The sequence below is a fragment of the Actinoplanes sp. HUAS TT8 genome, from assembly GCF_051380535.1.
Classification (GTDB): Bacteria; Actinomycetota; Actinomycetes; order Mycobacteriales; family Micromonosporaceae; genus Actinoplanes.
This window is the reverse complement of the sequence record NZ_CP195646.1, coordinates 7,411,657-7,425,152: the sequence shown is the minus strand read 5'-3', so window position 1 is coordinate 7,425,152 and position 13,496 is coordinate 7,411,657. Positions and strand designations below refer to the sequence as shown.

The following is a 13,496-nucleotide window of genomic DNA, read 5'->3' as shown; positions in this document are numbered from 1 at the left end:
TCGGCAGTGGACACCGGCTGATCGAGAACGCGACCAACAGCGGGTGAATCCCTCCCCAACAGTTGTCTTTCGGTAGCCGCATGATTGCATCGCGTCACTCGACCGAGCGATAGTGATCATGCAGCTCCGAGAGCCCTGAGGAGGGGTGATGTCGGCGACGGCTGCCAGCTCCCGGCTCGTCGCGGGCGAGCCCCCGATCAACTTCGCGGCCCACCAGTTCCGCGCCGGCAACCTGGCCGGCGCGCGGGACGACTTCGAGCAGATGCTCGCGGTTCTCATCTCGGCGATCCACCCGGCGGCCCGGGCGATCGCCGCCAACCCCGGCGACTGGGGCATCGACGTCCTGCTCGGCGAGCTCTCCGGCCTGGTCATGATCTGGCAGGCCAAGTACTTCTGGCCGGTGGTCGCCGGGTCCGCGAGGGCGCAGATCCGCGAGTCCTTCAACTCCGCGATGGCCGCCGCCGAGCGCAACCACTACCGGGTCAGCCGCTGGGTCCTGTGCGTTCCGTCCAGCATGGACCCGGAGACGGCGCGCTGGTGGGACCGGTGGCGGGCACGCCGGCAGCGGGAGACCGGGGTGGTGATCGAGCTGTGGCACGAGACGGTGCTGCGGGAGATGCTGGTGCGGCCGGACGCGGGTCATGTCCGGCGGCACTACTACGACCCGTACTTCCCGGCGGATTCTTCTCCGGCGCGGCGGCCGCTGCGCGAACTCGATCACGCCACGGCCGTCGATTTCGAACGGGCGCTCTTCGTCCGTCAGCTGCGCGCGGCCGGTCACGTCGAGGTGGAGTCGGCCAAGCACGAGTTCTTCAACGCCGACCTGCTCACCCGGGAGATCCGCGACAAAGGGGTGCCGGCCGAGCTCGACGCCCTGGGCGAGGCGGACAGCATCGCGTACGGAATCTGGGAGGCTCGTTTCAATGCCGCGAGCCAGGCCCACCCGGCCGATCCGGTGCTGCCCGGCCTGCACGCGGCGGTGATGCGGGAGATCCGCGAGTCGGGCGCGTTCCCGGCCGAGCTGAACGCGGGCCGGGTGCATCGCTGCGGCCTGATGCACCACGTCGTGCAGGGCCGTCGCGCCGGGTGGGTGCGGCACTGGCGAGAGGTCGCGTCGTCATGACCCCGGACGACGTGGCGGCGTTCCGCTGCGCGCGGCTGCTGGTCCTGCTCGGGTATCTGCGGCGGCTGGATCCGGAGGGCACCGACGCGGAACGGCTCGGACTGTACGACTTCTTCGCCGCCCACCCACTGCTGCTGTTCCGGGAGGGTGACCCCGAGCGGCTGACCCTGCGACTGTCCGGATTCGACGATCGGGCACTCGGTTATTCCAGCGCCGGCCAGCTGCTCGCGACCGCCCAGCAGCGGCTGCCCGGCGACTTGTTGCTGCTCGTGCGGTGGGGCCTGGTCGCGCCGCGGGCGGCCGGGCGGATCCGGTACCGGCTGACCGGCGAGGGACAGGCCGCGGCCGGGCGGGTCGATGCGGCATATGCCGTTTCGTACCTGACAGCTGCCACAGCGGTCGTGAAACGACTGCGACCGCTCAGCGGACGTAGGCTGAGATGGGTCGCGCGTCAATGCCTGGTGGAGGGCACGCGATGAGAAACGGGATACGCATCCGGCGGCTGCGCCTGCACGCCGACGGCCGGACCTACGACGTCGACTTCCGTGACGGGAGCGACCTCACGCGGCCGCTTTCGATCATCGCCGGGGCGTTCGGCACCGGGAAGACGACGATCCTCGAGTTCGTCGACTACTGCCTCGGCGCGTCCGACCACCCACGGCATCCGGAGATCACGCCGAAGGTGCGGGCGGCGACCCTGGAGGCCGAGCTCTCCGGGACGCCGTACCTGATCCAGCGCATCGTCGGCGAACCCTCCACCTTTGCGTACGTGCTGCCCGGCCGCCTCGACCGGATCGGCCCCCCGGCCACCCCTGAGCGCCGCCCGCTGCGCCCGGCCGGCGCACCCGACAGCCTGTCCAGCTTCCTGCTCGCGCACTGCAAGCTGGAGGGCGTGCGGCTGCGGGCCGGCGACACCGACCCGCTCAGTTTCCGCGACCTGATGTGGCTCTGCTTCCTGCCCAACGACCGGCTCGACGACCGCAACCTGCTGTTCGAGAACGTGCCGATGAAGAACCTCAAGCTTCGCCAGGTGGTCGACGTCGTCTTCGACGTGCACGACGACCAGGCGATCGAGGTCGGCCGGCGGATCCGGACCCTGGAGGCGGAGATCGACGCCGCGGCCGCCGCGCACCGGACCGCGGCCGTGATGATCGCCGAGCTGGAGCCGGGCCGCCGGGCCGAGCTGGAGGAGCGCGAACGCGCGGCCAAGGCCGAGATCGCCGCCTGCAACGCCGCCCTGGCCGAGCTCGACGCCCGGGCCCGGGCCGACACTCGTTTCGCCGACGACCTGCGCGAACGCCACCGCGCGGCGGCCGTCGCGGCCCGGGCGGCGGCCGCGCTGCTGCGCGACCGGGAGACCCAGGCGCAGCGGATGACCGGGCTGCGGATCACGTACGCGGACGAGGTGAGCAAACTCGTCATGCTGGCCGAGGCGGGCAGCCTGTTTCCGCCGATGCGGCTCGACGTCTGCCCGTCCTGCCTCCACCAGGTCGGGCCCGACGACCGGCGCTGTGCCACCTGCGACACCGCCCTGGAGCCGTCGGCCGGTGGGCCGCCCGACGTCGGCGCCGAGCTGAGGTCGGCGCGGGCGCGGCTGGCCGAGCTGACCGACTACCTCGACACGATCGAACGCGAGATCCCCGGGCTGCGGGCGGCCGCCGAACGCACCGCCGAGGCCGAGGCGCGGGCCGCGGCCGAACTCGACGCGGTGACCTCGGGGGCGGTCACGCCGTACCTGGCCCAGCGGGACGCGGTGACCCGACGGCGGGAGGGCGCGAGCGGCGCGCTGCAGCAGGCGGTCGCCGGGCTGCGGCTGGTGCACGGACTGGAACGGCGGGCGGCGACCGTGGCCGACCTGTCGGCGCAGCTCACGACGCTGCGGACGGAGACGCCGCTGGGCGGTGGGCACGGCGAGCGGGCCGCGACGGTCGCCCGGGTGAGCCGGCGCTACCGCGACATCCTGCGCGAATGGCACTTCCCGCGGGCCGCCGACGCGTTCGTGGCCGAGGACCTGACCCCGTTCGTCCGCGGCAAGCCCTACACCTCGGCGTCGCCCGGCGGCCGCACGCTCATCGCCCTCGCCTGGCAGCTCGCGATCTTCGAGATCGCCTGGGAGACGCGCTCCTCGCACCCCGGATTCCTGCTGGTCGACAGCCCGCAGAAGAACCTCGGCCAGACGTCCGGTCCGGAGGCGGGCGACGGCCCCGGCATCGACCGCGTCTACCGCCACCTGGAGGACTGGCTCTCCGGGCCCGGCGCCGGCGCGCAGATCGTCGTCGCCGACAACACGCCGCCGCCGACTGCGGCCGCCGACGTGATCGTCCGCTTCTCCCGGCGGGCCGACCGGCCGCCGTACGCGCTCATCGACGACCAGTTCGACTGATCTACCTGTCAACATTTTGTTGACAAACGATAGAGTGGGCGCATGTCCGAGCTGAGCGAGTTGCGCGAGATCCGGGAACGGCGGGCCCGGCTCGACGCCGAGGAGCTGGCGTTGATCGATCGTGCTCGCCGCGACGGCGCGACCTGGCCCGAGATCGCCGCCGCCCTCGGTCTGGCCAGCCGCCAGGCGGCCGAACAACGCCGGCATCGCCTGGCTCAGGCTGCCGACCGCGACGCCGGGCCGCTGCGGGTCAAAATCGATCGGGGGTACGGTCATAGCCCCGCCCGCCTGCGCGAATCCGCCCTCGACCTGCATCACCGGATCGGCGCCGACCGCCGGTGGGACCACCGCTTCCCGCGCGCCGCCCTGGTCCGGGAAACCCTGTCGGCCACGCCCGACGCCCCGCCCGGCGCGCTGTACGACCTGGTCGGGCTGGCCCTGGCCGACCTGGGCACGGGTTTCCCGGCCGCGCTGCAGGCCGCCGTCGACCGTCTCCGGGCCGATTTCGGGGCGGCCGGCCCGGGTTGACATAGGTTCCCTCAACCGCCCAGGATGTGAGTCCACTCGACTCAATACTGGGGTGACGCATGCGCCGGAACGCCGTCCTGTTCGTGCTGATCTCCCTGTGCTCCGGCTTCGGCAGCACCGCCATGGCCATCGCGGCCGGCCTGTGGATCCTGGAGCTGACCGGTTCCGCCGGGCTGGCCGCCCTGGCCGGGCTCGGCACCTACCTGCCGGTGCTCGTCGCACCGTGGCTCGGCGCCCTGGTCGACCGCCTGCCGCGCCGACCGCTCCTGATCACCGTCGACCTGGTGATCAGCGCCGCGATCCTGTCCCTCCTGGCTGCTCCGTCGGCGCTCTGGATCTATCCGGTGCTGCTGGTCCGCGGTCTCAGCTACGTCCTGCTCGACGCGGGGGAGACGGCCCTGCTCCCGGCCGCCCTGGCGCCGGAGTCGCTGGGGGACGTCAACGGCTGGCGCTCGTCCGCCCAGGAGGGCGCGAAACTGCTGGCCCCGCTGGCCGGCGCGGCGCTCTACGCCTGGCGCGGCCCGCACGCGGTGGTCCTGCTCTGCGCCGCCCTTCCGCTGGCCACCGCCGCGATGTACGCCCTGGTCCGCCTCCGACCGGCACCCGCTCCCGCCCCTGCTGTCGCTCCCGCCCCTGCTGCCGGGCTCGCTCCGGATGCCGGGCTCGCTCCGGGTGCTGGGGGAGCGGACACGATCGCCGACGAGGAGCGGGCGGTGACGCTGGGCTGGGCGAGCGTCCGCGCCGGCCTGACCACCCTGTGGCGGGAGCCGATGCGAACCCCGGTCCTGGTCGCCGCGGTCGCGATCACCGTCTCCGGCCTGACCAACGCGGCCGTCCTGCTCCACCTGGTCGACGACCTGCACCGCCCGGCCACTCAGCTCGGCCTCCTGTCCAGCAGCCAGGGCGCCGGTTCGATCGCGGGCGGCCTGCTGGTCGGCCGCTTACTGGCCCGCCTCCCGGCCGCCCGCGTCGCCGCGCTCGGCGCCGCCCTCTTCGCCACGGCATGTATCGCCTGGTCCCTGCCCTGGTGGCCGGCGATGATCGCCGGCAGTGTGCTGGCCGGCCTGGGGCTGCCGTGGACCCTGATCGCCGGCGTCACCGCGATCCAGACCGGCACCCCGGCCCACCTGCTCGGCCGTGTCGCCGCGACCGGCACCATGGTCATGTTCGGCCCGATCACGCTGGGGATCCCGCTCGGCTCGGCCCTCTCCACCCTCGGCTCCCGACCCCCGCTGCTGCTCGGCGCCACCCTGGTCCTGATCGCTAGCGGCCGATCAGTTTCAGGTAGTCGAGGACGTCCTGCGGGTTCTGCGTAGCGCAGCCCACGTAGTTGTCGGGGCGGATCAGGAACAGGGCGGAATCCCGTACGTCATAGGCGTCTTTTGCCTTGTCGGCGGTGATGTGGTGAACCGGCACCGAAACGGGCGGGGTGTCCGGCCGGTCGAAGGCGAGCAGCGTCGCGTGGCCGCCGCGGAGCAGGTCGAAGATGCGGCGGCCGTCGCCGAGCGGCGCGTCCGGGGCCCGGTCGCCGGCCCGGACCGTGCCCGGTGTCGCGCGATGTTCCGCGGCCAGCGGCCCGCCGCGGTAGTTCAGGGTGAGCTGGCGCAGCACCGGGTCGTCGCGGCGCATCGCGTCGTCCTCGCTCGCGACGTAACGGCGGTGCAGTTCGGTGCTGATGCCGAGCACGCCGGCGGCGACCGGCAGACGCTCGGCCTCGTACGTGTCCAGCAGCGCGTCGTCGCCGGTGGCGAGCTTCCAGCCCAGGTTGTAGCCGTCCTGGATGCCGGTGTTGAGCCCCTGCCCGCCGGCCGGGGAATGCACGTGTGCGGCGTCGCCGGCCAGGAACACGTTGCCGATGCGGAAACGCTCGGCCATCCGGATGTTGGCCCGGAACTGTGACGTCCAGGCCACCTCGGTGATCGTGATGGACGGGTCGGCCCCGGCCACCAGCTCGGCGATCGGGGTCTCGGTGGGCGGCGCGGTGAGCTGCCACCAGTCGCCCTCGCCGGGCAGCGGGCACAGGCCGAGCCGGAACCCGGGGTCGCCCGGCCAGACGTGCCAGTGCGAGCGATCCACACCGGTCAGCCGGACGTCGGCGATGAACATCCGCTCGTCCTCGTGGGTCGAGCCGAGGAACTCCACCCCGAGCGCCCGCCGGACGGTGCTGCGCCCGCCGTCGGCCCCGACCAGGTAACGCGCGGTGACGACCTCGCCGGTGTCGAGCGTGACCCGGACGCCGTCCGTGTCCTGCTCGACCGTTTCGACCCCGACGCCGAATTCGACCGGTATGCCGTCCGCGAGCAGCTCGGACGTGCGCCACTGGGGGACCATCAGCACGTTCGGGTACGGCACCGCGGGCGTCGGCTCGTGCAGCTCGTCCATCCGCCACTCGACCTGCGTCCCGTCCGGCCGGTGCACCCGTAGCGCCGGGTAGTCGCTGCCGGACGCGCGGAACCGGTCGATCAGTCCGAGGTCGTCGAGCACTTCCTGGGTGCGCGGCTGCAGGCCCTTGCCGCGCGAGCCGTCGAACGGGCGCGGCGATTTCTCCACGATGCGGAACGGCACGCCGTAGCGCTGCAGCTGGCGGGCCACGGTGAGGCCGGTCGGGCCGGCACCGGCGATGAGAGTGAATCTCGATTCAGTGAACATAGATTCACCGTAAGGCGCTGATACGCTCCGGTCAAGGGTCGGGTTGTCCGGATGGTGGTGACGGGGTGCTCCGCAAGGAACTGGCGGCGCAGACCGAGGCCGAACTCAAAGCGGCCGCGGTCCGGGTCTTCGAACGCGTCGGCTACCTGAACACCAAGATCACCGACATCACGGCCGAGGCGGGCCGGGCCACCGGCTCGTTCTACAAACACTTCGCCTCGAAAGAAGCCCTGCTCGAAGCCCTGATGGCCGACCTGCTGGCCGAGGGCGACGCCAGCGCCGAGATGGCCGGCCACGGCACCGACTTCCGCGACCGCGAGGCGGTCCGGTGGCACGTCGCGGCGTTCTGGCACACCTACCGGCGGCACCACGTGGTCATGCTCGCGCTCCAGCAGGCGGCGCTCGTCTCCGACACGTTCGCCGAACGCAGCCGCGACCTGCTCGCCCCCGACCTCGGCCACATCGCCGACCACCTGGCCGGACTCGCCCTGCCCGGCGACCCGCTCGTCTGCGCGTCCCTGTTCGGCACGACGATCAGCGCCTTCGCCACCAGCTGGCTCTCGGCCAACCGCCCCGACCTCGGCCGCGAACTCTCCGACGACGAGGCCATCGACACCCTCACCGGCTTCCTCCACGCGGGACTGGGCGGCCTCAATTCTTTTTCCCGTACGCCGTGAGAACCCGCCCGTCCCCACGACCCGCGACCCCCGCTCCACTCCGGGCCGCAGCGCGCCTCGCCCCGCCCAGCTGGCGCTGACGGCTGTCCCCAGCCCCTCAAAACAGCCCTCAGCACTAGCCAAAGCCCGCCAGCTGGCGCCGAGGGCTGTTCCGGCTTCGCTGTGGAGCCGTGAGCACCAGCTGAGGCCTGCCGGCTGGCGCTGGGGGCTGTTTTGGGCTGGTTGTGGAGCCGTGAGTGCCAGCTGGGGCCGGTCAGCTGGCGCTGGGGGCTGTTCTGGGCTGGTTGTGGAGCCGTGAGTGCCAGCTGAGGCCGGTCAGCTGGGTTCGACGACTGCCGGAGCGTGGTGATCTACGAGACTGCTGACCCGGGCGTGATCGTCGTGAGTGCGAGCTGGTCGGCATCCATCGGGGGGCCGGCGTGCGGGCGTCGGCGCGGTTCATCGGGGTGCTGCGTGCGCGGGACGGGTGGCGTGAGTATCAGTGCACGATGGTTATCGTCGCGGCTCTCGCGGCCTGACCGGGTTTGTTGCTCTGACCGTGACCAGCCGACCACGTCGCCCTTGCGGGCCTCGCGTTCTGGGCGCGCCAGCGCCCTGCGAGGGTCGGAAGGGTCCCCGCGGGAGCGACGGTCTGTACCCCGGCGGACCGAGGCAATGAAGATCTTGAAGTTGATCTTCGGGAAGTTCGGATGACCGGGCGTCCGGCACGACACTGGGCCGGACGCCTGGAGATTTGGTGGTGGCGGGACAGCGGATGTCCCGCCACCAGCGGCCCGGGGACGGCAACCCCCGGGCTGGGGGAAAGCGTCAGCTCTTGGCGACGGCCTTGCGGTAGTCGCTGTTGAGTCGGCCGATCAGGCTCAGCGGGATGCCCTTGGGGCAGACCTCCGCGCATTCGCCCATGTTGGTGCAACCGCCGAAGCCGGCGTCGTCCTGCGCCTGCAGCATGTCGATGACGCGGCTGTCGCGCTCGGGCTGCCCCTGGGGCATCAGGCCGAGGTGGGTGATCTTCGCGGCGGTGAACAGCATCGACGAGCCGTTCGGGCAGGCGGCGACGCAGGCACCGCAGCCGATGCAGGTGGCCGCCTCGAACGCGGCGTCGGCGTCCTTCTTGGGCACCGGCGCGGCGTGCGCGTCGGGCGCGGTGCCGGTCGGGGCGCTGATGTAACCGCCCGCCTGGATGATCCGGTCGAACGCGGAACGGTCGACGACCAGGTCCTTGATGACCGGGAAGGCGGCGGCCCGCCACGGCTCGACGTCGATCACGTCGCCGTCCTTGAACTTGCGCATGTGCAGCTGGCACGTCGTGGTGGCCTTCTCCGGGCCGTGCGCCGTGCCGTTGATGACCATGCTGCACGCGCCGCAGATGCCCTCACGGCAGTCGTGGTCGAACGCGATCGGGTCGTCGCCGTCGAGGATCAGCTTCTCGTTCAGGACGTCGATCATCTCGAGGAACGACGCGTCGGGGGAGATGTCCTTGACGTCGTAGGTGACCATCCGGCCCTTGTCGGAGGGACCGGACTGACGCCACACCCGTACCTGAATGTCCATTACTTGTAGCTCCGCGTGCTCGGGTGGACGTACTCGAAAACGAGTTCTTCCTTGTGCAGGGTCGGCTTGCCGTCGGCGCCGAAGTACTCCCACGCCGCGGCGTAGCCGAACTCGTCGTCGTGGCGCAGCGCCTCGCCGTCCGGGGTCTGCGACTCGGCCCGGAAGTGACCGCCGCACGACTCCCGCCGGTGCAGCGCGTCGATGCACATCAGCTCGCCGAGCTCGATGAAGTCGGCGACCCGGCCGGCCTTCTCCAGGTTCTGGTTGAGCTCCTCGCCCTTGCCCGGGACCTTGACCCGGGTCCAGAACTCCTCCTTGAGGGCCCGGATGAGGCCGATGGCCTTGGTCAGGCCCTCCTCGGTGCGCTCCATGCCGCAGTACTCCCACATGATGTGGCCGAGCTCGCGGTGGAAGGAGTCGACGGTCCGGTCGCCGTCGATCGAGAGGAACTTCTCGATCTGGTCCTCGACCTGCTTGCGGGCCGCCACGACCGCCTCGTGGGTCTGGGTCACCTTGGGGAAGGGGCCCGACGCGAGGTAGTTGTTGATCGTGTTGGGCAGCACGAAGTAGCCGTCGGCCAGACCCTGCATCAGCGCGGACGCGCCGAGCCGGTTGGCGCCGTGGTCGGAGAAGTTGGCCTCGCCGACCACGAACATGCCGGGGATCGTCGACTGCAGGTCGTAGTCGACCCAGAGGCCACCCATCGTGTAGTGCACGGCCGGGTAGATGCGCATCGGCGTCTCGTACGGGTCCTCACCGGTGATGCGCTCGTACATCTCGAAGAGGTTGCCGTACTTGGCCTCGACCGCCTTGCGGCCCAGCCGGTTGATCGCGTCGGCGAAGTCCAGGTAGACGCCGAGCCCGCCGGGACCGACACCGCGACCCTCGTCGCAGACGTTCTTGGCCGCGCGCGACGCGATGTCCCGCGGCACCAGGTTGCCGAACGACGGGTAGATGCGCTCCAGGTAGTAGTCGCGCTCGTCCTCGGGGATGTCGGCGGCGCGACGCGTGTCCTTCTGCGCCTTGGGCACCCAGACCCGGCCGTCGTTGCGCAGCGACTCCGACATCAGGGTCAGCTTCGACTGGTGCGAGCCGGACTCCGGGATGCAGGTCGGGTGGATCTGCGTGTAGCAGGGGTTCGCGAACAGCGCGCCCTTGCGGTGGGCCCGCCATGACGCCGTGACGTTGCAGCCCTTGGCGTTGGTGGACAGGAAGAACACGTTGCCGTACCCGCCGGAGGCCAGCACCACGGCGTCGGCCAGCTCGGTGGTGATCTCGCCGGTGACCATGTCCCGGACCACGATGCCGCGGGCCTTGCCATCGACGATGATCAGTTCGAGCATCTCGTGCCGGGCGTTCATCTCGACGTTGCCGAGGCCGATCTGGCGCTCCAGGGCCTGGTACGCACCGAGCAGCAGCTGCTGACCGGTTTGGCCCCGGGCGTAGAACGTGCGGGACACCTGGGTGCCGCCGAACGAGCGGTTGTCGAGCAGGCCGCCGTACTCGCGGGCGAACGGGACGCCCTGGGCCACGGCCTGGTCGATGATGTTCACCGACTCCTGGGCCAGCCGGTACACGTTGGACTCGCGGGCGCGGAAGTCGCCGCCCTTGACCGTGTCGTAGAACAGCCGGTAGATCGAGTCGCCGTCGTTGCGGTAGTTCTTCGCGGCGTTGATGCCACCCTGCGCGGCGATCGAGTGCGCGCGGCGCGGGCTGTCCTGGTAGCAGTAGGACTTGACGTGGTAACCCTGCTCGGCCAGCGTCGCCGCGGCCGAACCGCCGGCCAGGCCGGTGCCGACCACGATGATCGTCAGCTTCCGGCGGTTGGCCGGGTTGACCAGCTTGGCCGAGAACTTGCGACGCTCCCACCGGGTCTCGATCGGGCCGTCCGGGGCGGCCTTGTCGACGACCGGGTCGCCCTCTTTCCAGAAATCAGTCTCAGTCATCTCAGTCCACCAATCCGGTCAGCACCGCGAACGGCACCGAGAGGTATCCCACTACCAGGACCGCGGAGAGCACCAGCGCGGCGGCCTTGGCCCGGCGCTGACCCTTCTCGGTCTGCTGGCCCAGCGTCCGGGCCGCGCTGAAGATCCCGTGCCACAGGTGGAAACCGACGGCCACGATCGCCAGGGCGTAGAAGAGCGTCACGTACCAGCGGTCGGGCGCGAAGTCGGCCACGACGTTGGCGTACGGGTGCTCGTGGTCCCCGACCGGGTTCACCGTGCCGGTGGTCAGGTCGAGGATGTGGAAGATGATGAACAGGAAGACGATCACGCCGCCCCAGCGCATGGTCCGGGCGGCGTAACTGCCCTGGATCTTGGGCCGGTGCGCGTACTTGACCGGGCGGGCCTTCTTGGCCCGGATGGTCAGCACCGCGGCCGTGTAGATGTGCGCGAGCACGGCGAGGGTCAGGACGCCTCGCTGGATCCACAGGTACCACATGTGCGGCAGCAGCGGCGTGCCGAGATCCCGCAGCCAGTGCGCGTAGTGGTCGAAGTCGGGGCCGCCCAGGAAGATCTTGAGGTTGCCGATCATGTGTACGTAAAGGAAGAGCACCAGCAGGATGCCGCTGACCGCCATGGTGATCTTCAAGATGATCGACGAGGGCCGGACCACCTTGCGCGGAGTGGGCGTTGCCGTCGCCCCGGCCGCGTTCTTGGTTTTAGGAACTGAAGTGTCTACCGCCACAACCTGGACGGTAGGAAGTCCCGGGCCATTCGTCTAATGCATGATCGGGCCGGTTGCCATAGAGATAGGCTATTACGGTGCAGCTGCAACAACTCAGGTACTTCTTAGCAGTGGTGGAGACACGACATTTCACCCAAGCGGCGGACATTCTGGGCGTCTCGCAGCCTACGTTGAGTAAGCAGATTCACACCCTGGAGTCCTCGCTCGGAGCCCCTCTCTTCGAGCGGATGCGGGGTGCGGTCACCCTCACCGTGGCCGGCGAGACCCTGCTGCCGATGGCCCAGCGGATCGTCGCCGACGCCGACGCCGCTCGCGACGCCGTCCAGGACATCGTCGGGCTCCGTCGCGGGGAGGTGCGCCTGGGTGCCACCCCGAGCCTCTGCTCCTCCCTGGTCCCGGCCGTGCTGCGCACCTACCGGGCCGACCATCCCGGGGTCAAACTGCACATCAGCGAGGGCAGCTCGCAGGACCTGATCGCCGGGCTGCTCGCCCACACCCTCGACCTGGCCCTGATCGTGGCCCCCGAGCACGGCGTGGACCCGGCGCTGATCACCACCGAACTGGTCCGGGAGAGTCTGGTGGTGGCCTCGGTGGCCGACGGTCCGCCGCTCACCGTGGCCCGGCAGCTGGAGCTGGGCGAGCTGCGGCACACCCCGATGGTGATGTTCCGGGAGGGCTACGACATCCGGGACGTGACCCTGCACGCCTGCGAGCGGGCCGGCTTCACCCCCAAGCTCGCCGTCGAGGGCGGCGAGATGGATGCCGTGCTCGCGTTCGTCGAGGCCGGACTCGGTGTCGCGCTCGTGCCCAGCATGGTCCTGGCCAACCGGCCGCTGCTGCGGGCCACGCCGCTCGCCCCGCCCGGCATGCGCCGGACGATCGCCCTGGCCCAGCGCCGGGCCGCGGTCCTGCCGCACGCGGCCGCGGCGCTGCGCGACGTGGTGCTCGAGCACATCACCTCGGGCAAACTGCCTTTCGGCGTACGGGCGTTGGAAGGCACCGTCCACATAGGGTAGTCAACCGCCCACCGCGCGTTTAGAGTCCAGGTGTGTGGATTGGCGAGTTCCACGACCCGCGACTCGTCGAGGTCTACGACGCCGAGTGTCCCTGGGGCTGGGACGACGACTTCTTCATGGCCGTGCTCGCCGAACGCTCCGCCCACCGGGTGATCGACCTGGGCTGCGGCACCGGCCGGCTGGCCATCGCCATGGCCGAGGCCGGACACGACGTCACCGCCCTCGACCCGGCCGCGGCGGCCCTGGCCGCGGCCCGGCGCAAACCCGGCGGGGACCGCGTGCACTGGGTGCGCGGCTCGGCCGGGCAGCTGCCGGCCCGCTCGTTCGACGCCGCGTTCATGACCAGCCACGTCGCCCAGTCCTTCGTGGACGACGAGGAGTGGGACGGGGTGCTGCGCGGGCTGCGGCGGGCCCTGGTCCCCGAGGGGCGGCTGGTCTTCGACACCAGCGACCCAGCGCGCGAGCCGTGGGGCTTCTGGAATCCGCGCGACTCCGGGCGGACCGTGGTGCTCGGCGACGGCAGCGCGGTGGAGGCGTGGAGCGAGTCGGCGGAGGTGGCGACCAACGTCTGGCACGTCACCGAGCGCTACCGATTTGCCGACGGGCGGGATCTGGCGAACTCGGCGACACTGAGATTCCGGACCGAACCGGAACTGCGCGACTCGTTGCGGGAGGCCGGTTTCCGGGTGGACAAGATCTACGGCGGATGGGGCCGTGAGCCGGTCGGCCTCAGCGGAGACGGCGAGTTCATCGTGATCTCCATAGCGGCTCCTCGATTGATGTCCTGACGGTCACGGTTGTGCCGAGTTGTTGTGCGGAACCTTAGGAGCCATTGCATGACTTAGAACCGGGACTACTATCCGCAACCATCGGTGTCGGCC

The 13,496-nt window shown here is 70.8% G+C and carries 12 protein-coding genes; 8 read left to right on the top strand and 4 right to left on the bottom strand.

The window, feature by feature from the left end; genetic code table 11:
• Positions 1 to 148 precede the first annotated feature (148 nt).
• Genes ACSHV8_RS32715 through ACSHV8_RS32695 form a run of 5 tightly spaced genes read left to right on the top strand, consistent with a single transcriptional unit; the run spans position 149 to position 5,350 of the window.
• Positions 149 to 1,123 carry a hypothetical protein gene (locus tag ACSHV8_RS32715; protein ID WP_436522064.1) on the top strand — a complete coding sequence of 325 codons (975 nt, stop codon included), beginning with the start codon at positions 149 to 151 and terminating at the stop codon, positions 1,121 to 1,123.
• Positions 1,120 to 1,602: a hypothetical protein gene (locus tag ACSHV8_RS32710; RefSeq protein ID WP_436522062.1), complete on the top strand. Its 483-nt coding sequence runs from the start codon at positions 1,120 to 1,122 to the stop codon at positions 1,600 to 1,602. The genes ACSHV8_RS32715 and ACSHV8_RS32710 overlap by 4 nt, the downstream gene beginning before the upstream one ends.
• A complete protein-coding gene (locus tag ACSHV8_RS32705) occupies positions 1,599 to 3,506 on the top strand; it encodes a DNA recombination protein RecN (protein WP_436522060.1) in 1,908 nt (635 codons plus the stop codon). The genes ACSHV8_RS32710 and ACSHV8_RS32705 overlap by 4 nt, the downstream gene beginning before the upstream one ends.
• 42 nt (positions 3,507 to 3,548) lie before the next feature.
• Positions 3,549 to 4,034, top strand: a complete 486-nt coding sequence (locus ACSHV8_RS32700) for a hypothetical protein (RefSeq protein ID WP_436522058.1) — start codon at positions 3,549 to 3,551, stop codon at positions 4,032 to 4,034.
• A 59-nt stretch (positions 4,035 to 4,093) separates the two neighbouring features.
• A complete protein-coding gene (locus tag ACSHV8_RS32695) occupies positions 4,094 to 5,350 on the top strand; it encodes an MFS transporter (protein WP_436522056.1) in 1,257 nt (418 codons plus the stop codon).
• Here ACSHV8_RS32695 and ACSHV8_RS32690 read toward each other — a convergent pair.
• The gene (locus tag ACSHV8_RS32690) at positions 5,298 to 6,683 is read right to left on the bottom strand and encodes an FAD-dependent monooxygenase (protein WP_436522054.1); all 1,386 of its coding nucleotides are present in this window, start codon (positions 6,681 to 6,683) and stop codon (positions 5,298 to 5,300) included. The genes ACSHV8_RS32695 and ACSHV8_RS32690 overlap by 53 nt on opposite strands.
• Before the next feature lie 65 nt (positions 6,684 to 6,748).
• On the opposite strand from ACSHV8_RS32690, the gene ACSHV8_RS32685 reads away from it, so the two are divergent.
• Positions 6,749 to 7,360: a TetR/AcrR family transcriptional regulator gene (locus ACSHV8_RS32685; protein ID WP_436522052.1), complete on the top strand. Its 612-nt coding sequence runs from the start codon at positions 6,749 to 6,751 to the stop codon at positions 7,358 to 7,360.
• An 807-nt stretch (positions 7,361 to 8,167) separates the two neighbouring features.
• On the opposite strand, the gene ACSHV8_RS32680 is transcribed toward ACSHV8_RS32685, so the two are convergent.
• From ACSHV8_RS32680 to ACSHV8_RS32670, 3 genes are read right to left on the bottom strand one after another with little or no spacing between them, the layout of a single operon-like run.
• Positions 8,168 to 8,911, bottom strand: a complete 744-nt coding sequence (locus ACSHV8_RS32680) for a succinate dehydrogenase/fumarate reductase iron-sulfur subunit (RefSeq protein ID WP_436522050.1) — start codon at positions 8,909 to 8,911, stop codon at positions 8,168 to 8,170.
• Positions 8,911 to 10,857: a fumarate reductase/succinate dehydrogenase flavoprotein subunit gene (locus ACSHV8_RS32675; protein ID WP_436522048.1), complete on the bottom strand. Its 1,947-nt coding sequence runs from the start codon at positions 10,855 to 10,857 to the stop codon at positions 8,911 to 8,913. Before ACSHV8_RS32675 ends, ACSHV8_RS32680 begins: the two co-directional genes overlap by 1 nt.
• 1 nt (position 10,858) lies before the next feature.
• On the bottom strand, positions 10,859 to 11,527 hold the full coding sequence (locus tag ACSHV8_RS32670) for a succinate dehydrogenase cytochrome b subunit (RefSeq protein WP_436537004.1): 669 nt from the start codon (positions 11,525 to 11,527) through the stop codon (positions 10,859 to 10,861).
• Positions 11,528 to 11,670: 143 nt separating this feature from the next.
• On the opposite strand from ACSHV8_RS32670, the gene ACSHV8_RS32665 reads away from it, so the two are divergent.
• A complete protein-coding gene (locus ACSHV8_RS32665; RefSeq protein WP_436537002.1) occupies positions 11,671 to 12,615 on the top strand; it encodes a LysR family transcriptional regulator in 945 nt (314 codons plus the stop codon).
• Between the two features lie 32 nt (positions 12,616 to 12,647).
• Positions 12,648 to 13,403 carry a class I SAM-dependent methyltransferase gene (locus tag ACSHV8_RS32660; protein WP_436522046.1) on the top strand — a complete coding sequence of 252 codons (756 nt, stop codon included), beginning with the start codon at positions 12,648 to 12,650 and terminating at the stop codon, positions 13,401 to 13,403.
• Positions 13,404 to 13,496 lie beyond the last annotated feature (93 nt).